Source organism: Paracoccus limosus (genome assembly GCF_009711185.1).
In the GTDB taxonomy this organism is placed as follows: domain Bacteria; phylum Pseudomonadota; class Alphaproteobacteria; order Rhodobacterales; family Rhodobacteraceae; genus Paracoccus; species Paracoccus limosus.
Genome location: NZ_WMIF01000032.1, coordinates 1 through 16,583, shown reverse-complemented (window position 1 = coordinate 16,583; position 16,583 = coordinate 1). Strand labels below are relative to the sequence as shown.

At 66.9% G+C, this 16,583-nt stretch carries 17 protein-coding genes; 13 read left to right on the top strand and 4 right to left on the bottom strand.

Annotation, left to right across the window (positions count from 1 at the left end; genetic code table 11):
- The first annotated feature begins 32 nt into the window (after window positions 1–32).
- Window positions 33–1,547, top strand: a complete 1,515-nt coding sequence (gene gatB, locus GL279_RS16715; RefSeq protein ID WP_155065767.1) for an Asp-tRNA(Asn)/Glu-tRNA(Gln) amidotransferase subunit GatB — start codon at window positions 33–35, stop codon at window positions 1,545–1,547.
- 56 nt (window positions 1,548–1,603) lie between these two features.
- Here gatB and dgt read toward each other — a convergent pair whose 3' ends face one another.
- A complete protein-coding gene (gene dgt, locus GL279_RS16710; RefSeq protein ID WP_246175363.1) occupies window positions 1,604–2,968 on the bottom strand; it encodes a dGTP triphosphohydrolase in 1,365 nt (454 codons plus the stop codon).
- Window positions 2,969–3,130: 162 nt separating this feature from the next.
- On the opposite strand from dgt, the gene GL279_RS16705 reads away from it, so the two are divergent.
- Window positions 3,131–3,634 carry a DUF4177 domain-containing protein gene (locus GL279_RS16705; protein WP_155065766.1) on the top strand — a complete coding sequence of 168 codons (504 nt, stop codon included), beginning with the start codon at window positions 3,131–3,133 and terminating at the stop codon, window positions 3,632–3,634.
- A gap of 98 nt (window positions 3,635–3,732) precedes the next feature.
- Here GL279_RS16705 and GL279_RS16700 read toward each other — a convergent pair whose 3' ends face one another.
- Window positions 3,733–3,942, bottom strand: coding sequence for a SlyX family protein (locus GL279_RS16700; RefSeq protein WP_155065765.1), 210 nt, complete (start codon window positions 3,940–3,942; stop codon window positions 3,733–3,735).
- A gap of 48 nt (window positions 3,943–3,990) precedes the next feature.
- On the opposite strand from GL279_RS16700, the gene hisS reads away from it, so the two are divergent.
- From hisS to GL279_RS16680, 4 genes are read left to right on the top strand one after another with little or no spacing between them, the layout of a single operon-like run.
- Window positions 3,991–5,475, top strand: coding sequence for a histidine--tRNA ligase (hisS, locus tag GL279_RS16695; protein WP_155065764.1), 1,485 nt, complete (start codon window positions 3,991–3,993; stop codon window positions 5,473–5,475).
- A complete protein-coding gene (locus GL279_RS16690) occupies window positions 5,472–6,533 on the top strand; it encodes an ATP phosphoribosyltransferase regulatory subunit (RefSeq protein ID WP_155065763.1) in 1,062 nt (353 codons plus the stop codon). The genes hisS and GL279_RS16690 overlap by 4 nt, the downstream gene beginning before the upstream one ends.
- Window positions 6,530–7,204: an ATP phosphoribosyltransferase gene (gene hisG, locus GL279_RS16685; protein ID WP_155065762.1), complete on the top strand. Its 675-nt coding sequence runs from the start codon at window positions 6,530–6,532 to the stop codon at window positions 7,202–7,204. The genes GL279_RS16690 and hisG overlap by 4 nt, the downstream gene beginning before the upstream one ends.
- Window positions 7,205–7,256: 52 nt before the next feature.
- A complete protein-coding gene (locus tag GL279_RS16680; protein WP_155065761.1) occupies window positions 7,257–7,628 on the top strand; it encodes a hypothetical protein in 372 nt (123 codons plus the stop codon).
- Window positions 7,629–7,683: 55 nt separating this feature from the next.
- On the opposite strand, the gene ftsY is transcribed toward GL279_RS16680, so the two are convergent.
- A complete protein-coding gene (gene ftsY, locus GL279_RS16675; protein WP_155065760.1) occupies window positions 7,684–8,784 on the bottom strand; it encodes a signal recognition particle-docking protein FtsY in 1,101 nt (366 codons plus the stop codon).
- 220 nt (window positions 8,785–9,004) lie between these two features.
- Window positions 9,005–10,201: a phosphoglycerate kinase gene (locus GL279_RS16670; protein WP_155065759.1), complete on the bottom strand. Its 1,197-nt coding sequence runs from the start codon at window positions 10,199–10,201 to the stop codon at window positions 9,005–9,007.
- A gap of 163 nt (window positions 10,202–10,364) precedes the next feature.
- On the opposite strand from GL279_RS16670, the gene GL279_RS16665 reads away from it, so the two are divergent.
- From GL279_RS16665 to GL279_RS16635, 7 genes are all read left to right on the top strand, one after another.
- Complete coding sequence (locus tag GL279_RS16665; RefSeq protein WP_155065758.1) at window positions 10,365–10,874, top strand: peptidylprolyl isomerase; 510 nt, start codon at window positions 10,365–10,367, stop codon at window positions 10,872–10,874.
- A complete protein-coding gene (locus GL279_RS16660) occupies window positions 10,864–11,457 on the top strand; it encodes a peptidylprolyl isomerase (protein WP_155065757.1) in 594 nt (197 codons plus the stop codon). Before GL279_RS16665 ends, GL279_RS16660 begins: the two co-directional genes overlap by 11 nt.
- Window positions 11,458–11,720: 263 nt before the next feature.
- Window positions 11,721–12,827, top strand: a complete 1,107-nt coding sequence (locus tag GL279_RS16655) for an LLM class flavin-dependent oxidoreductase (protein WP_155065756.1) — start codon at window positions 11,721–11,723, stop codon at window positions 12,825–12,827.
- 9 nt (window positions 12,828–12,836) lie between these two features.
- The gene (locus GL279_RS16650; protein ID WP_155065755.1) at window positions 12,837–14,057 is read left to right on the top strand and encodes an acyl-CoA dehydrogenase family protein; all 1,221 of its coding nucleotides are present in this window, start codon (window positions 12,837–12,839) and stop codon (window positions 14,055–14,057) included.
- Between the two features lie 95 nt (window positions 14,058–14,152).
- Window positions 14,153–15,169: a ketopantoate reductase family protein gene (locus tag GL279_RS16645; protein ID WP_155065754.1), complete on the top strand. Its 1,017-nt coding sequence runs from the start codon at window positions 14,153–14,155 to the stop codon at window positions 15,167–15,169.
- A 1-nt stretch (window position 15,170) separates the two neighbouring features.
- Entirely contained in the window at window positions 15,171–15,767 is a 597-nt protein-coding gene (locus GL279_RS16640) for a TetR/AcrR family transcriptional regulator (RefSeq protein ID WP_155065753.1), read from the top strand.
- Window positions 15,768–15,769: 2 nt separating this feature from the next.
- Window positions 15,770–16,372: a 2-hydroxychromene-2-carboxylate isomerase gene (locus GL279_RS16635; RefSeq protein ID WP_155065752.1), complete on the top strand. Its 603-nt coding sequence runs from the start codon at window positions 15,770–15,772 to the stop codon at window positions 16,370–16,372.
- Window positions 16,373–16,583 lie beyond the last annotated feature (211 nt).

The following is a 16,583-nucleotide window of genomic DNA, read 5'->3' as shown; positions in this document are numbered from 1 at the left end:
TAGAACACCCGGCAAATGCTAGGGGAACCGCCATGCTCGATCATCTGACCTATACCGCGCCGCAACCCAAGGTGATCGCCGGGGCCAAGGGCGACTGGGAACTGGTCATCGGGCTGGAGGTTCACGCGCAGGTCGCCTCGAACGCCAAGCTGTTTTCGGGCGCCTCGACCGGCTTTGGCGCCGAGCCGAACAGTCATGTGGCCTTTGTCGATGCCGCCATGCCCGGCATGCTGCCCGTGATCAACGAATTCTGCGTGGCGCAGGCGGTGAAAACCGGGCTGGGCCTGAAGGCCGGGATCAACCTGCGCTCGGCGTTTGACCGCAAGAACTATTTCTATCCCGACCTGCCGCAGGGCTATCAGATCAGCCAGCTTTACCACCCCATCGTGGGCGAGGGCGAGGTGATCGTGGACATGGGCCCCGGCGTCGCCCGCCGCGTCCGCATCGAGCGTATCCATCTGGAACAGGACGCCGGCAAGTCGATCCACGACATGGACCCCAACATGTCATTCGTCGACCTGAACCGCACCGGCGTCGCCCTGATGGAGATCGTCAGCCGCCCCGACATCCGTGGCCCCGAAGAGGCCGCAGCCTACGTCGCCAAGCTGCGCCAGATCATGCGCTATCTGGGCACCTGCGACGGCAACATGCAGAACGGCAACCTGCGCGCCGATGTGAACGTCTCGGTCTGCCCGCCCGGCGCCTATGAGCGTTATCAGGAAACGCAGGATTTCAGCCATCTGGGCACCCGCTGCGAGATCAAGAACATGAACTCGCTGCGCTTCATTCAGGCCGCCATCGACTACGAGGCCCGTCGCCAGATCGCCATTCTGGAGGACGGCGGCAGCATCGTGCAGGAAACCCGCCTCTATGATCCCGACAAGGGCGAAACCCGCTCCATGCGTTCCAAGGAAGAGGCGCATGACTACCGCTATTTCCCCGATCCCGACCTGCTGCCTTTGGACATCGAACAGGCCTGGGTCGACGACATCGCCGCCGCCATGCCGGAACTGCCGGATGAAAAAAAGGCCCGCTTCGTCAAGGATCTGGGGCTGTCGGAATATGACGCGGGCGTCCTGACCGCCGAGGTCGAGAATGCGGATTACTTCGAATCCGTGGCCTCGGGCCGCGATGGCAAGATGGCCGCGAACTGGGTCATCAACGAGCTGTTTGGCCGTCTGAACAAGGAAGGGCTCAGCGTTGAGACCTCGCCCGTCTCGGCCAGTCAGCTCGGCGGCGTGATCGACCTGATCGGCTCGGGCGCGATTTCGGGCAAGATCGCCAAGGACCTGTTCGAGATCCTGTGGACCGAAGGCGGCGACCCGGCAGCCATCGTCGAAGAGCGTGGCATGAAGCAGGTGACCGACCTCGGCGCCATCGAAAAGGCCGTGGACGAAATCATCGCCGCGAACCCGGCGCAGGTTGAAAAGGCCAAGGCCAACCCGAAACTTGCGGGCTGGTTCGTCGGTCAGGTGCTGAAAGCCACCGGCGGCAAGGCCAACCCGGCGGCGGTGCAGGATCTGGTGGCGCAAAAGCTGGGGCAGTAAGCCCGGCTTGCGGCTATTCGGGGCGCGCGCTGCCTGCGCCCCGAAGCTGCCGCCAGTCAGGTGCCGCTGAGCATGCGCGAGATGCGCAGCGCATAGCGGTCGGTCATGCCCGAGGTGAAATCCGCCAGCGCATGCAGGGCGGTTTCGGCATCCTGCAGATCGCGCAGGTCCAGCGCCAAGGCGCGTGCAAGCTGCTGCGAATGCGGCGACAGCTTCTCCGCGTCCCAGCCGCAGCGCGCCATATCCTCATAGACCGGCAGGATGCCCGACATGACATTGGCGATGATGCGTCGGCCGGAAAGCTCCAGCTCGGTCTTGCGCGGCGCGGTAAATATCTGATCGCCGGCCAGAGCCTTGACCTCGGCAAAGGCCGGGCCCAGCCGGCTGGCGCCGATCAGGTCGCCGGAAAACCGGCCCTGCATGATCGCGTCGTAATGCTGGACAAAGGCGGCCTCGCAGGCCTCGACCGCCGCGCCGATACTGCGGGCACGCAATGAGGCGATTTCCTCGGCCGGGGTCATGCTGGCGGGGCGGACTTTGGTCACGCCCGCGATATCGGCAAGGATCGCCCGAACGCGGTCATAGGGCAACTCGCCGGTGGTAAAGGCATCCTCAAGATCGACGATGTTGTAGGTGATGTCATCGGCGGCCTCCATCAGAAAGACCAGCGGATGGCGCGCCCAGAACCGGCCTGCGCCGCTGATCCGCTCGGGCAGGCCCAGCGTCTCTGCCACATCGCGAAATGCGGGCAGATCGGACTGGAACAGGCCGAATTTCTTCAGCCCGACATAGCCCGCCCCGGCGGGATCTTCGGCCCGGATCAGGTCGCGGTCAGTCGCCCCGACCGGATATTTGGTGAACGCGCCCAGCGTCGCCTTGCACAGCCGCATGCCGCCGTCGCCGCGATACATCTCCAGCCGGGTCAGGATGCGAAAGCCCTGCGCATTGCCCTCGAAGGCGGTAAATTCGCGCTGCTGCCCGGCGGGGATTTCGGCAAACAGGCCGCCGTTTGTGGCAAAGCGGTCCTGAAACCACGCGCCCATCGCCTCTTCGCCGGAATGGCCAAAGGGCGGGTTGCCGATGTCATGTGCCACGCAGGCCGCCTGCACGATATTGGCAAGGTCATCGACCTCGGCGGCGGCGATGGCGCCTTGCCCGGCCAGCCATTGCCCGATGCGGGTCGCCAGCGAGCGGCCGACGCTGCTGACCTCGATCGAATGGATCAGCCGGTGATGCACATGGTCATGCTCGTAAAGCGGCTGCACCTGCGTCTTGTTGGCAAGCCGCCGGAACGGGGCCGAGAACACGATGCGGTCATGGTCCTGCACAAAGACCGAGCGGCTTTTCTGGCCCTGATAGCGGTCATCGCCAAATCGCCGCGAGGAAAGCAGCCGGTCCCATTGCATGCGCCTGTCGTCCAAATGCCTGATCCCCTGCGGTTGCCGGCGCCATATTGGGCCGACCCTGCGGCGGCGGCCAGTGTCTTTCGCCGGGTGAGCGGGGCAGGGGGGCGGCCCCGGCATGGGTGCGGCTTCCCTTGCGCGCGCAACTCGCCTAACCTGTGGCAAAGGAAAGGCCAGACCATGAGCAGCTACGAATACAACGTCATTCCCGCCCCCGCCCGCGCCGAAAAGGCCAAGGGCGCAAGGACCGGGATTGACCGTTTCGCCGCCACGCTCAGCGATGTGCTGAACGATATGGCCCGCGACGGTTGGGAATATGTCCGCGCCGAGACCCTGCCGGCCGAGGAACGCTCCGGCCTGACCAGCCGCAGCACGGTCTATCACAACGTGCTGATCTTCCGTCGCGCCCTCGCCTCCGACGTAGGTGCGGCGCCACGCATCGAATCTCGACCGGCTGAGCCCCCGGCCGCCCCCCGGATCGAAACCGACCTCGCCGCCCCGTCAGCCGAACCTGCGGCCCCGCCCGCCGTGCGCGCGCCGTTCAGCCAGCCCATGCGCAGCACCGTCGCGCCCGCAGCAAAAGCGGCCCCGGCAGCACCGCGACCGGCCGAGCCGCCGCTGACCCGCAGCCCGGCGCATCCGCTGACCCCGCCCGGCCCGCGCCTCGGCCCGGCAAGCCGCTGATCCTTCACCGTTTCAGAAATACCCCGGGGTGAAGCCCCGCAGGGGCGAGGGGCAGCGCCCCTTTCCTTACTCATGCGGGGCCTTGGGAATGCGGCGCCCTACCAATGCGGCGGGCGCTGATCGGCCAGCGGGATCGTGCCGCCCTCGGCCTCGCGTTCGGCCTCGCGCTCCATCAGCAGGCCGACCCGGCGCGACAGCCGCGCAATGTCGCGTTCCTGCCGGGCGACCACCTCGGACAGATCCTCGACCACCCGGCTCAGATGCGCCACGGCTTCCTCCAGCCGCAGGGTTTGCTCGTTCTTGTCCATCCAGCCTCCATCCGCTAGACCCCCGCATGGAAAAGCCCGAGGCAAACCATGGCGAAAGATCTCAAGAAACAGCCCCGACCCAAGGCGGAAACGCCCAAGGGGTTCCGCGACTATTTCGGCGCTGACGTGACCGAGCGCAAGCAGATGCTGGACCGCATCACCGAGATCTATCACCGCCACGGCTTCGAGCCGCTGGAAACCAGCGCCGTCGAGACCGTCGAGGCGCTGGGAAAATTCCTGCCCGACGTGGATCGCCCCAATGCCGGCGTCTTTGCCTGGCAAGAGGCCGAGGTGCCCGGCGGCGGTGCCGGCGACTGGCTGGCACTGCGCTATGACCTGACCGCACCTTTGGCGCGGGTGGCCGCCCAATTCCGCAACGATCTGCCCAGCCCCTACCGGCGTTATGCGATGGGCCCGGTCTGGCGCAATGAAAAGCCGGGGCCGGGGCGGTTCCGGCAATTCTATCAATGCGATGCCGATACCGTCGGCACGGCCAGCGTGGCCGCCGATGCCGAAATCTGTGCCATGCTGTCGGCGGCGCTGGAACATGCCGGCATCCCCTGCGGCGATTACCTGATCCGCATCAACAACCGCAAGGTTCTGAACGGCATCCTCGAGGCGATGGGCGTCACCGAGGGCGCCCCGGCCGACGACGTCCTTCGCACCATCGACAAGTTCGACAAGGTCGGCGAGCAGGGCGTGCGTCAGCTTTTGACCACCGGCCGCAAGGATGACAGCGGCGCAGTGATCGAGGGCGTCGGCCTGCGCCCCGAACAGGCCGATCCGGTCATCGCTTTCCTGACCTCGAAAGGCGGCAACAATGCCGAAACGCTGGCCAATCTGCGCGCCGCCGTCGGTGCCTCGGCCATTGGTGCCGAGGGTGTCGAGGAACTGGCGCAGATCAGCGACATGCTGGCGGCGATGGGCGTGGGCGAAGATCGCGCCGTCATCGACCCCTCGATCGTGCGCGGCCTTGGTTATTACACCGGCCCGGTGTTCGAGGCCGAGCTGACCTTCGAAATCCTTGACGAAAAGGGCCGCAAACGCCAGTTCGGCTCTGTCGCAGGTGGCGGGCGCTACGATGGGTTGGTCGAACGCTTCACCGGCCAGAAGGTGCCCGCGACCGGCATTTCCATCGGCGTCGACCGCCTGCTGGCCGCGCTGCGTGCCAAGGGGTTGATGGGCGGCGAGGTGCAGGGGCCGGTCGTGGTGACCGTCATGGACCGCGACCGCATGAGCGATTATCAGGCCATGGCCGCCGAGCTGCGCGCCGCAGGCATCCGCGCCGAGGTCTATCTGGGCAACCCCAAGAACTTTGGCAACCAGCTGAAATATGCCGATAAACGTCAGTCTCCGGTGGCGATCATCCAGGGGGCCGATGAGGCCGCGCGGGGCGTCGTGCAGGTCAAGGATCTGATCCTTGGTGCCCGGATCGCCGCCGAGGCCAGCCATGACGAATGGAAATCCCAGCCCGCCCAGACTGAGGTTCGGCGCGCCGATCTGATCGCCGAAGTCCGTCGGATCCTCGGATGAGCAAGCGCGAGAAACAGGCCATCGGCCAGCAGATCCTTGCCGCCTTCCGCGCCGCCGGAGCCGAGGAGGTCGCGCCCGACCTGCTGCTGCCGGCCGAGACGCTGCTGGATCTTTACGGCGAGGATATTCGCGCCCGCGCCTATGTCACGCAAGACCCGATCCGGGGCGAGGTGATGCTGCGCCCCGATTTTACCGTGCCGGTCGTGCAGATGCACATGCAGAACGGCGCCGAGCCTGCGCGCTATTGCTATCTGGGCGAGGTCTTTCGCAAGCAGGATCAGGGCGAGCTGCAGCCCGAGCACCCGCGCGACAATGAATATCTGCAAGCCGGGTTCGAGCTTTTCGCCCGCGACGCCGAGGCCGATGCCGAGGTTTTCGCGCTGTTTCACAGCCTGCTGGCGCCGCTTGGGCTGCGGGCCAGCATGGGCGACATGGACCTGCTGATGGACGCGGTGCGCGCGCTGCCGCTCTCGGGTGCCCGTCGCGCGGCGCTTTTGCACCACATCTGGCGGCCGCGGCGCTTTGCCCGGCTGCTGGCACGCTTTTCCGGCCAGCCCGAGCCGCGCAATTTCTCGCAGCCTATCGCACCGTGGAGCGGGCTGCGCGGGCGCGAGGAAATGCAGCGCCGCATCGACCGCTTGCAGGCCGATGCGGGCGAGCTGCCCTTGCCGGCGATCTGGGTCGCGCGGCTGGAGCGGCTGTTCGCCATCGACGCCCCCGCGCCCGAGGCGCTGCGCCAGCTGCGCGAACTGGCCGCCGAGATCCCCGACATTTCGGAGGCGGTCGAGCGGCTGGGCCGCAACCTCGCGCTGCTTGCCGCGCGCGGCATCGACACGGACGGGATCCGCTTTGACGCCAGCCATGGCCGGCACACGATGGAATATTATGACGGCATGACCTTCAGCTTTGTCGCCGAGGGCCATGCCGACTGGCCGCCCGTCGCCACCGGCGGGCGTTACGACGCGCTGGCGGCCGTGCTGGGGCAGGGGCGTGCGATCCCGGCGGTCGGGGGCATCATCCGCCCCGGCCTCGTCCACGAGTTGGGAGGTCTGGCATGATCCGCCTTGGCGTGCCGTCCAAGGGGCGGCTGATGGAACAGACCTTCGATTGGTTTGCCGAACGTGGCGTGCGCCTGTCGCGGGCGGGTTCGGACCGCGAATATGCCGGCCGGGTCGAGGGCGCCGAGAATGTCGCGCTGGTGCTGCTGTCAGCGGGCGAGATCCCGCGTGAGCTGCGCGCCGGCCGCATCCATCTGGGCGTCACCGGCACCGATCTGATCCGCGAAAAGCTGCCCGGCTGGCGCAGCCATGTCGAGGAACTGGCGCCGATGGGCTTTGGCCACGCCGATCTGATCCTGGCGGTGCCCGATTGCTGGGCCGATTGCGAGGGTCTGGACGATTTCGCCACCATCGCCCGCGATTTCCGGGCCGAGCATGGCTTTCGCCTGCGCATCGCCACGAAATACCACCGCCTCGTGCGGGCGTGGCTCTCGGCCGAAGAGGTCGCCGATTACCAGCTGGTGGACAGTCAGGGAGCAACCGAGGGCACGGTCGCGAACCTGACCGCCGAGGCGATCGCCGACATCACCTCCTCGGGCGAGACGCTGCGCGCCAACCATCTCAAGATCATCAGCACGCCGATCCTGCGTTCGCAGGCGACGCTGCTGCGCTCGGTCGCGGCGGGGGATGCGGATGCGGTGCAGGCTTTCGCCGACCGGCTGGGGCTATAGAAACCCTAGGGCGGGTTCCTGCGTTTCCCGATCACCCAGACCGGAGGAACCCATGCGCCTGCCCATCCTGTTGATCGCCCTTGCCGCCGCCAGTCCGGCCCTTGCCTCCAGCGACGAGGCCTGGGCCGAATTCCGCGCCAATGTCGAAAAGGCCTGCAGCGCGCTTGCTCCGGCCGAGGGCGAAACCGCCATCGAAATCAACCCCTTCGGCTCGGAACATTACGGCGCGGCGCTGCTGATCACCACGCTGCCCGATGGCGGCGCTGATCGCTATGTCTGCATCTATGACAAACAGGCCAAGACGGCCGAGCTGACCGCGCCCTTTACCCCGCCGCAGGAAGTCTCGATGCCTGCGGCGACGTCTTCGGGCAATGTCGCGCCGGTTGAGACGACCAAGACGGACGCGCATCTGGTCAAACCCTGACGCATCGCCTGTGGCGCGGTCGCATGGGTATTTTCAAAATGGTGAAAGCTAAGGGTCAGTCCAGACCGACCAGCGCGCGGGCAAAGTCACGCGCGTCGAAGGCGTCCAGATCATCGATCTGCTCACCGACGCCGATGGCATGGATCGGCAGGCCAAAGCGGTCGGCCAGCGCCACCAGCACGCCGCCGCGCGCCGTGCCGTCCAGCTTGGTCATCACCAGCCCCGAGACGTCGGCCAGCTTCTGGAAAGTCTCGACCTGACTCAGCGCGTTCTGGCCGGTGGTGGCATCCAGCACCAGCAGGGTGTTATGCGGTGCCGACGGATCCTTCTTGCGGATGACGCGGACGATCTTGGCCAGCTCCTCCATCAGGTCCTGACGGTTCTGCAACCGCCCGGCGGTGTCGATCATCAGCAGGTCGGCGCCATCGGCCTCGGCCCGGTTCATCGCGTCAAAGGCCAGACTGGCCGGGTCCGAGCCCTCGGGCGCGGTCATCACCGGCACGCCGGCGCGCTTGCCCCAGACCTGCAATTGCTCGACCGCAGCGGCGCGAAAGGTATCGCCTGCTGCGATCACCACATTCTTGCCTGCCGCGCGGAACTGGCTCGCCAGCTTGCCGATGGTCGTGGTCTTGCCCGAGCCGTTGACGCCCACCACCAGCACCACCTGCGGCCGCTTGGGATAGATCGGCAGCGGCCGGGCCACTGGCGCCATGATCCGCGCGATCTCCTCCGCCAGCAGCTCCTTCAGCTCGGTGGCCGAAATGCGCTTGCCCATCCGCCCTTCGGCGATATTGGCGGTGACGCGCAGCGCGGTCTCGACGCCCATGTCGGCCTGGATCAGCATCTCCTCCAGCTGCTCCAGCATCTGGTCATCCAGCTCGCGCCGTGGCTCACCCGAGGCCGAGCCGAACAGCCGGCCCAAAATCCCCCCCCGTGCCGGCTCGGGTGCAGGCGTGGCGGGCGCTGGCGTCACGGCTGCGGGCACGACCGGGGCGGGCGCCGTCGGGATCGGCGCGGCAGAGGCCGGCGCAGGCGCTGCCGGGGCAGGAGCCGGTTTTTCCTCGGCCGCACCCTCCGCGACGATATCGTCCAGCCCCGCGCCGATCTTCGACGAGGACCGCGTCAGCCGGTCGCGCAGTTTCGAGAAAAACGACATGCACCCATCCTTCTGTCTGTCGCCCGGAACCTAGGCTTTTCCGGCGAAAAGGAAAAGAGCGCCGCGCCCCGGCTTTCTTTCGTGCCGAAATATCCCGGGGTGTGGGGCAGAGCCCCACGCGGCGTCAGCCAAGGCGCGCAGGCGGTCGGCCAGCACGGCCCCGGATGCAAAAAAGGGGCCAGCGCGGCCCCCTTGCAATCCGTTTCGGCCCTCGCTGGTCTCAGTGTTTTTCCAGCGCGGCGACGCCCGGCAGCTCCTTGCCTTCCATCCATTCCAGAAAGGCGCCGCCCGCCGTCGAGATGAAGGTGAAATCGCCCGAAACCCCGGCCTTGTTCAGCGCGGCGACCGTATCGCCGCCGCCCGCGACCGAGATCAGCTTGCCTTCGCGGGTCAACTGCGCTGCTTCTTGCGCGGCCGCATTGGTCGCTGCGTCAAAGGGTGCGATCTCGAAGGCGCCCAGCGGGCCGTTCCAGATCAGCGTGCGGCTGGCCTCGAAAACCGTGCGGATCTTGGCGACGGTCTGCGGACCGGCATCAAGGATCATCGCATCGGCGGGGCAGGCGTCGGCGGCCACGGTCTCGTTCGCGGCATTGGCCTTGAACTCGCGCGCCACGACCACATCGACTGGCAGGTGAATGGTGCATCCGGCCCCTTCGGCACGGCCCAGAATGTCACGCGCGGTATCGGCCATGTCGCGTTCGGCCAGCGATTTGCCGACCTCGATGCCCTGCGCCACCAGGAAGGTATTGGCCATGCCGCCGCCGATCACCAGATGATCGACTTTGGAGATCAGGTTGCTGAGCAGGTCGAGCTTGGTCGAGACCTTGGCGCCGCCGACCACCGCAACGACCGGGCGCTGCGGCTCGCCCAAGGCGGCGTTCAGCGCCTTCAGCTCGGCCTCCATCAGCCGACCGGCGGCCGAGGGCAGCAGCTGCGCAATGCCTTCGGTCGAGGCATGCGCGCGATGCGCGGCCGAAAAGGCGTCATTGACATAGGCTTGGCCAAGGGCAGCCAGCGAGGCGGCAAAGGTCGGGTCGTTCGCCTCTTCGCCGGGATAGAAGCGGGTGTTTTCCAGCAGCAGCACATCGCCGGGCTTCAGATCGGCCACCGCGCGCTTGGCCGGGCCGCCGATCGCCTCTTCGGCGAATTTCACCGGCTGGCCAAGGGCCTTTTCCAGGGCGGGGATCACGATCTTCAGGCTCATGCTGTCGACGCGCTTGCCCTTGGGCCGGTCGAAATGCGCCAAGAGCACCGGGATGCCGCCCTTGGCCTGGATGTCCTTGATCGTCGGCACGATCTTTTCGATCCGGGTGGCGTCGGTGACCTGTCCGTTTTCGACCGGCACGTTCACGTCCACGCGGGTCAGGACCACCTTGCCGTCCAGGTCCAGGTCGTCGATCGTATTGAAATCCGCCATGCTTATCCCTTTCCTCAGCCGCTCGCGCTGTTCCGAGCGGTTGTCCTGCAAGTTAACATTGGCGTCAATCTGTGCCCGTCGCGGCACCGATGCGCAATGGCGGCGTTGTCTGGGGGCAACGAAATGCTTATGCCTTTGGCCAAGCCATCAGAAGGAGACCCCCATGGCCGAGATCAAGGATCCCGAAAACACGGTGATCATCGAGCTCAAGGACGGCCCGGTCGTCATCGAGCTTTTGCCCGATGTCGCGCCCAAGCACGTCGAGCGGATGAAGGAGCTGGCCCGCGCCGGCAAATACGACAATGTCGCCTTCCACCGCGTCATCGAGGGCTTCATGGCCCAGACCGGCGATGTCGAGCACGCCAATATGGAAAACAACTACAACCCGGGCCGCGCCGGCACCGGTGGTTCGGACCTGCCCGACCTGCCGGCCGAATTCTCGCGCCTGCCGCATGACCGTGGCACGCTGGGGGCGGCACGTTCGATGAACCCGAACTCGGCCAACAGCCAGTTCTTCATCAACTTCAAGGACAACCACTTCCTGAACGGGCAATATACCGTTTACGGCCGGGTGATCTCGGGCATGGAAGCCGTGGACAAGATCGCGCGCGGCGAGCCGCCGGCGAACCCGGACCGCATGGTTTCGGTGAAGGTGGCGGCCGATGTGGAGTAAGCTGCTGATCCCGGCGCTGCTGCTGTCGGGCAGTGCAGCCATGGCCGGGGGGCTGCCGGGCGTCACCGACGGGCCGGGCCCGAATCTGGTGATCGAGGTGGCCGATGCCAGCGGCGTGCCCAAGGGCAAGATCGTGCTGGATCTCTACCAGTCCAAGGCGCCCAAGCATGTCGAGCGGCTGGTCGCGTTGGCCAAGTCGGGGGCCTATGACAACGTGGTCTTCCACCGCGTCATCGACGGCTTCATGGCCCAGACCGGCGACGTCGAATTCGGCAAGCACGGCAAGGACACCGCCCGCGCCGGCATGGGCGGGTCGGACATGCCCGACCTCAAGGCCGAGTTCAACGATGTCAGCTTCCAGCGCGGCACCGTGGGCATGGCCCGTTCGCAAGATCCCAACAGCGCCAACAGCCAGTTCTTCATCGATCTGGCCCCGGCCGAGTTCCTTGACGGCCAATATACCGTCGTCGGCCAGCTGATCGACGGCTGGGACGTGCTGAACGCCATCAAAAAGGGCGATCCTGCCGCCAATGGCGCCGTGGTCGATCCCGATTACATGGCCAAGGTGTCGGTCCAGCCCTGACCGGCGCCCGGCAGCATCGGAAAAAGCCTCGCCCTGCGGCGGGGCTTTTTTCATTCGTGGGCGGGTCTGCCGGACCTGCTGCGAATCGCGGCTTTCGGCCCCGGAACCGGGCAAGGGAAGGACATTCCCCGTCGTCGCGATGAAAGAGCAGAGGCCGTTTCCCGCGTGCAGAAAAAGAGAGAGACAGGTCGTTCTATGTCAGGCCCCGCATGGCTAGTCTTGAAGATGAAAGAGACATTCTCGCAACCTTCGATGAGACCGCCATGCCCACCGAATTCATCTCCATCACCTTTCCCAATGCCTCGACCGACATCGCGCCGATCCCCGAGGCGCCGGTCGATCCGGCCTATCTGGTGCGCTATGCCCGGACGCTGGACGATTACGGCTTCAACTACACGCTGATCCCCTATCATTCGTCGTCATTCGACAATTTCACCATCGCCGCGACGATCCTTGCAGTGACCAGGAACATCCATGTCATCGTCGCGCTGCGCCCGAATACGGTCTATCCCACCGTCGCCGCCAAGGCGCTGGCGACGCTGTCGCAACTGGGCGGCGGGCGCGTCGTCGTGCATTTCATCGCCGGCGGCGACCCGGCCGAGCAGGCGCGAGAGGGCGATTTCCTGAACAAGGAAGAACGTTACGAGCGGCAGGCAGAATATATCCGCATCCTGCGCCGCGCGTGGGAATCGTCGGGACCTTTTGACCATGATGGGAAATATTACCAGTTCAAGGATTTCTCCAGCAAGGTGCGCCCGGTCGCGCCGATCCCGGTTTCGGTTGGCGGCTCGTCGGACGAGGCCTATCGCGTCGGTGGCGAGCTGGCCGATATCTTTGGCCTGTGGGGCGAGCCGCTGAAAGAAACCCGCGAGCAGATCGAAAAGGTCAATGCCGCTGCAGCCGCTGCCGGGCGCAAGGACCGGCCGCGCATCTGGGTCACCTTCCGCCCGATCATCGCCGAGACCGACGAGCTGGCATGGGAAAAGGCGCATCGCACGCTGGACCTGCTGAACGCGGCGCGGGAAAAGGGCCTTGGCCGCAAGCCGATCAATGCCGCCTCTCCGCAGAATGTCGGATCGCAGCGCCTGCTGGAGATTGCCAAGCGCGGCGACGTGCAGGACCGCGCGCAGTGGTATCCGACCGTGACCGCGACCAATGCCAGCGGCGCCTCGACCGCGCTGGTGGGCTCGCCCCGCACCATCGCCGACTCGCTTTTGGATTACGTCGATCTGGGGGCCGATCTGATCTCGATCCGGGGCTATGACAATTACAACGACGTGGTCGATTACGGCCGCTATGTCCTGCCGCTGGTGCGTCAGGGGCTGGCCGAACGTGCGGCGGCGCACTTGGCCGAGCCGGCGCTGGCCTGACCCGATCCCATGAAAGCGACCGCGCAAGTGCCGAACGATACCCCCCTTGTCCCCTCAGCCACCCTTGCCCGCATCGCGGCGGCGGCGGCAGCCTCTGACCGTGCCGGCGCCTTTCCCTGGGAGGGGATCGCGGCCCTGCATGATGCGGGGTTGTTGCTCGCGACCGTCGGCACCCGCTATGGCGGCCCTGGCGGCGATCTGGTGACTGCCGCGCGGATCATCGCCGAGGTCGGCCGCGCCGATCCCTCGGTCGCGCTGATCGCCTCGATGACGCTGTTCAGCCATCTCAATCAGGCCGAGACGCAGGTCTGGCCCGAGGCCTATTATCGCCAGATCCTGACCTCGGCGCCGCAGCGGCCGCTGCTGTTGAACGCGGCGCGGGTCGAGCCCGAGCTGGGCTCGCCCGCGCGCGGCGGGCTGCCGCAGACGGTGGCGCGCCGCACCGCCGAGGGCTGGCGCATCACCGGCACCAAGCGTTTCGTCACCGGCTCGCAGGGCCTCAGCCATTTTCTGGTCTGGGCCTCGACCGACGAGACGCCGGCCCGCGTCGGCACCTTCATCGTCGAAGCCGACACCCCCGGCATCCGCATCATCGAGAATTGGGACAGTCTGGGGATGCGGGCGACCTCGTCCCATGACGTGGCCTTCGAGGATGTGCTGGTCCCGGCCGAGCGGGTGATCAATATCGCTGAGGCGGGGCAGGCGCAGCAGGACAACCGCGGGCACGCGCTGATGACGCTGGCGCTGACGGCGCTGTATCTGGGCGTGGCCGAGGCGGCGCGCGATGCCTTTGCCCGCTTTGTCCATGACCGGGTGCCGGCCAATCTGGGCCGCCCCATCGCCGAGACCGAGCGCATCCAGACCGTGGCGGGCGAGATCGACCTGCTGGTGTCCTCGGCGCGGGTGTTCCTGTTCGACGCGCTGACCCGGCATCAGGACGATGCCGAGCATCTGATCCGCACCCGGCTGATCGTCGGGCGCCAGCTCTATGAGGCGGTGGGGCTGGCCGTGCGCAGCCTTGGCAATCCGGGGCTTGGCGCGGAGCTGGGGCTTGAACGGCATTTCCGCGACATTCAGGCCGTGCTGGTGCATGCGCCGCAGCCCGATACCCTGCTGACCCTGCTGGGACGGTCGGCGCTGGCGCGGTTCCGGGCCGGTCGGACCGATGCCGGGGCGGGGTCTGATGCCTTGCCGGAACCACGTCCCGAGCCGCTGCGCCGCGCCGTTTGACCCGCGCGGCATTCCCCGTGCAGGATGATATGTGGCCCCGGCCGGGCGGTTTGCCCCGCATTCCGCCCGGGCCCCGGAACATGAGGAAGACCGAGATGCGTTATGTGATCGTCGGCGCCGGTGCGATCGGCACCAGCCTTGCCGCGCAATTCGACGAGGCCGGGGTGGATTGCATCCTGCTGGGCCGGGGGGCGCAACTGGCCCATCTGCGCCAGCACGGGCTGCGCTATCAGCGCCCCGGCGGCACCGTCACCCGGCGGCTGAACCTGACCGACGAGGCCGGGTTGCGGCTGCGCGGCGATGACGTGATCCTGCTGGCGGTCAAGACGCAGGATGTCGAGGAAACCAGCGCCCGGCTGGCGCCTTTGCCGGTCGAGGGTGGCGGCACGGCCGCCGATCTGCCCATCGTCGCCCTGCAGAACGGGCTTGCGGCCGAGCCGATTCTGGCGCGGCGCTTTGACCGGGTGCTGTCGGCCAGCGTCCGGGTGCCGGCGATCTATACCGAAACCGGCAAGGTGCGCGTGCTGGCCCGACCACAATTCGCGGCCTTCGTTGTCGGGCTTTGGCCCGCAGGGACTGATGCCGTCACCGCGCGGCTGGTGCGTGATCTGCTGCGGGCCAATGCGCTGGCGCAGGAAAGCGCCGCCATCCAAAACTGGAAGGCGCAGAAGCTCTTGCACAATGTCCGCAATGCGCTGGAGCTGTTTTCGGGCGATGCGGCATTGCGCGAGCGGATCGGCGCGGCGGTGGTGGAGGAGGCGGCGCTGGTGCTGCGCGCCGCAGGCTTTGCGCCCCCGGACGACCAGCGCATTGACCTTGACGGTTGGGAGGTTCTTCGCGACCCTGACGATCCCGCCGGCCAGTCCACATGGCAAAGCTTTACCCGCGGCGCGCGCAGCGAGGTCGATTTTCTGAACGGTGAAATCGTCCTGCTGGCGCAGCGCCACGGCCTGCCCGCGCCATGGAACCGGGCGGTGCGGCGGCTGGCCGAGACTTTGGCTGCCGAGGGCGGCAAACCGGGCGGGCGTGGGCTGGAGGCTCTGGTCGCGCTGGCGCAGGGCGGGGCGGCGCAGGATGGGGACGCGCAGGCCGAACCCCTGACGGAGGCCTGACATGACCACCACTGCCGGGACCCGGCCCGCCATCGCCGCGCGGATCCTCGACATTGCCAGCGGGCTGTTCTTTCGCGAGGGCATCCGCGCGGTCGGCATCGACCGCATCATCGCCGAGGCCGATATCGCCAAGGCGACGCTTTACCGGCATTTCCCCTCGAAAGAGGATCTGGTGCTGGCCTATCTGCAGGACCGTCACGCGCGGGTGATGCAGGGGCTTGAGGCGGTTCTGGCTGCCCATGCCGATGCAGCCGAGCGCATTTCGGTGATCTTCGAGCGGCTGGCCGAAAAGGCCGAGAACCCCGAATTTCGCGGCTGCGCCTTTGCGCTGGCCGTGGCCGAGCATGGCGATTCCGAAAAGGTCATCGCGCTGGCCCGGATGCACAAGCTGGCGGTGGCCGAACTGCTGTGCGGCGTGGCGCGCGCGGCGGGGCTGGCGGATGCCGACCGGATCGGCGGCCATCTGGCGCTGCTTTACGACGGGGCGCTGGCGCGCCGCGCCGTCCTTGGCCATGCGCAGCCCATGCGCGAGGCCCGCATTTCCGCGCTTGCCCTGATTGCCGGGGCGGCGCGCCAGCTTTCTGACAGCACGGACTGACCATGACCCAGAAGATCGACTATTTTTTCGGCATCGGCTCGCCCTGGGCCTACATCGGGCTTGAGGCCTTTGCGGCGCTGGCCAAGGCGCATGGCGCGGTCATCGAGCCCCATGCCATCCCCCTGATCGAGGAAAACGGCGGCATCTATTCGCGCAATCGCCCGGCGCCGCGCCGGGCCTATTGGTTCACCGATCTGAAGCGCTGGGCCGCGCTGCGCGGGGTGGCGCTGCAATTTTCCGGGCGCGAGGCGCTGTCGGACCCGTCGCCGGCTGCCGATCTGATAGTGGCCGCGCATCTTTTGGGGCAGGACTGGCTGGGCCTGACGCTGGCGCTGCAACGCGCCTTCTGGGGCCGGGCCGAGGATATCGGCCAGCCCGCCATCCGCAAGGCCGTGGCCGAGGCGGCGGGGTTCGATTTTGCCACGCTGGACGCCCATGCCGGGTCGGAGGCGGTCGCCGCACGCCGGGCGCAAAGCCTTGAACAGGCTCGCACCGCCGGGGTCTTTGGCCTGCCGACCTATCTGCACGAGGGCGAGCTGTTCTGGGGGCAGGACAGCCTGCCGTTCCTCGACCGCCATCTGAAGGGCGAGACGCTGACCGCCTGACGGGCGCCCGTCGCATCTAGTCATCCCCGCAGCCAGCGGCCGGCCGGTTTCCGAGCCGGCCGTTTTCATTTGGGCTTGGGTCTACCGTAAGCGCGACGCTGATCCCCTCCTGCCGCTGGTGATCTGAACGGGCCAATCTCCGTGCGCATGAACGTCGGAGGTGTTGGCTTGGAACGAGACGGCAAAATGGGCGGCCATTTGGACGGCTTCT

Coding starts and splice junctions, on each gene's coding strand:
- GL279_RS16670 (WP_155065759.1), bottom strand. CDS start 10,201: ATGGCGGATTTCAATACGATCGACGACCTGGACCTGGACGGCAAGGTG.
- gatB (WP_155065767.1), top strand. CDS start 33: ATGCTCGATCATCTGACCTATACCGCGCCGCAACCCAAGGTGATCGCC.
- ftsY (WP_155065760.1), bottom strand. CDS start 8,784: ATGTCGTTTTTCTCGAAACTGCGCGACCGGCTGACGCGGTCCTCGTCG.
- GL279_RS16680 (WP_155065761.1), top strand. CDS start 7,257: ATGCGCCTGCCCATCCTGTTGATCGCCCTTGCCGCCGCCAGTCCGGCC.
- GL279_RS16705 (WP_155065766.1), top strand. CDS start 3,131: ATGAGCAGCTACGAATACAACGTCATTCCCGCCCCCGCCCGCGCCGAA.
- hisG (WP_155065762.1), top strand. CDS start 6,530: ATGATCCGCCTTGGCGTGCCGTCCAAGGGGCGGCTGATGGAACAGACC.
- GL279_RS16655 (WP_155065756.1), top strand. CDS start 11,721: ATGCCCACCGAATTCATCTCCATCACCTTTCCCAATGCCTCGACCGAC.
- GL279_RS16635 (WP_155065752.1), top strand. CDS start 15,770: ATGACCCAGAAGATCGACTATTTTTTCGGCATCGGCTCGCCCTGGGCC.
- GL279_RS16690 (WP_155065763.1), top strand. CDS start 5,472: ATGAGCAAGCGCGAGAAACAGGCCATCGGCCAGCAGATCCTTGCCGCC.
- GL279_RS16700 (WP_155065765.1), bottom strand. CDS start 3,942: ATGGACAAGAACGAGCAAACCCTGCGGCTGGAGGAAGCCGTGGCGCAT.
- GL279_RS16665 (WP_155065758.1), top strand. CDS start 10,365: ATGGCCGAGATCAAGGATCCCGAAAACACGGTGATCATCGAGCTCAAG.
- GL279_RS16660 (WP_155065757.1), top strand. CDS start 10,864: ATGTGGAGTAAGCTGCTGATCCCGGCGCTGCTGCTGTCGGGCAGTGCA.
- GL279_RS16640 (WP_155065753.1), top strand. CDS start 15,171: ATGACCACCACTGCCGGGACCCGGCCCGCCATCGCCGCGCGGATCCTC.
- hisS (WP_155065764.1), top strand. CDS start 3,991: ATGGCGAAAGATCTCAAGAAACAGCCCCGACCCAAGGCGGAAACGCCC.
- GL279_RS16650 (WP_155065755.1), top strand. CDS start 12,837: ATGAAAGCGACCGCGCAAGTGCCGAACGATACCCCCCTTGTCCCCTCA.
- GL279_RS16645 (WP_155065754.1), top strand. CDS start 14,153: ATGCGTTATGTGATCGTCGGCGCCGGTGCGATCGGCACCAGCCTTGCC.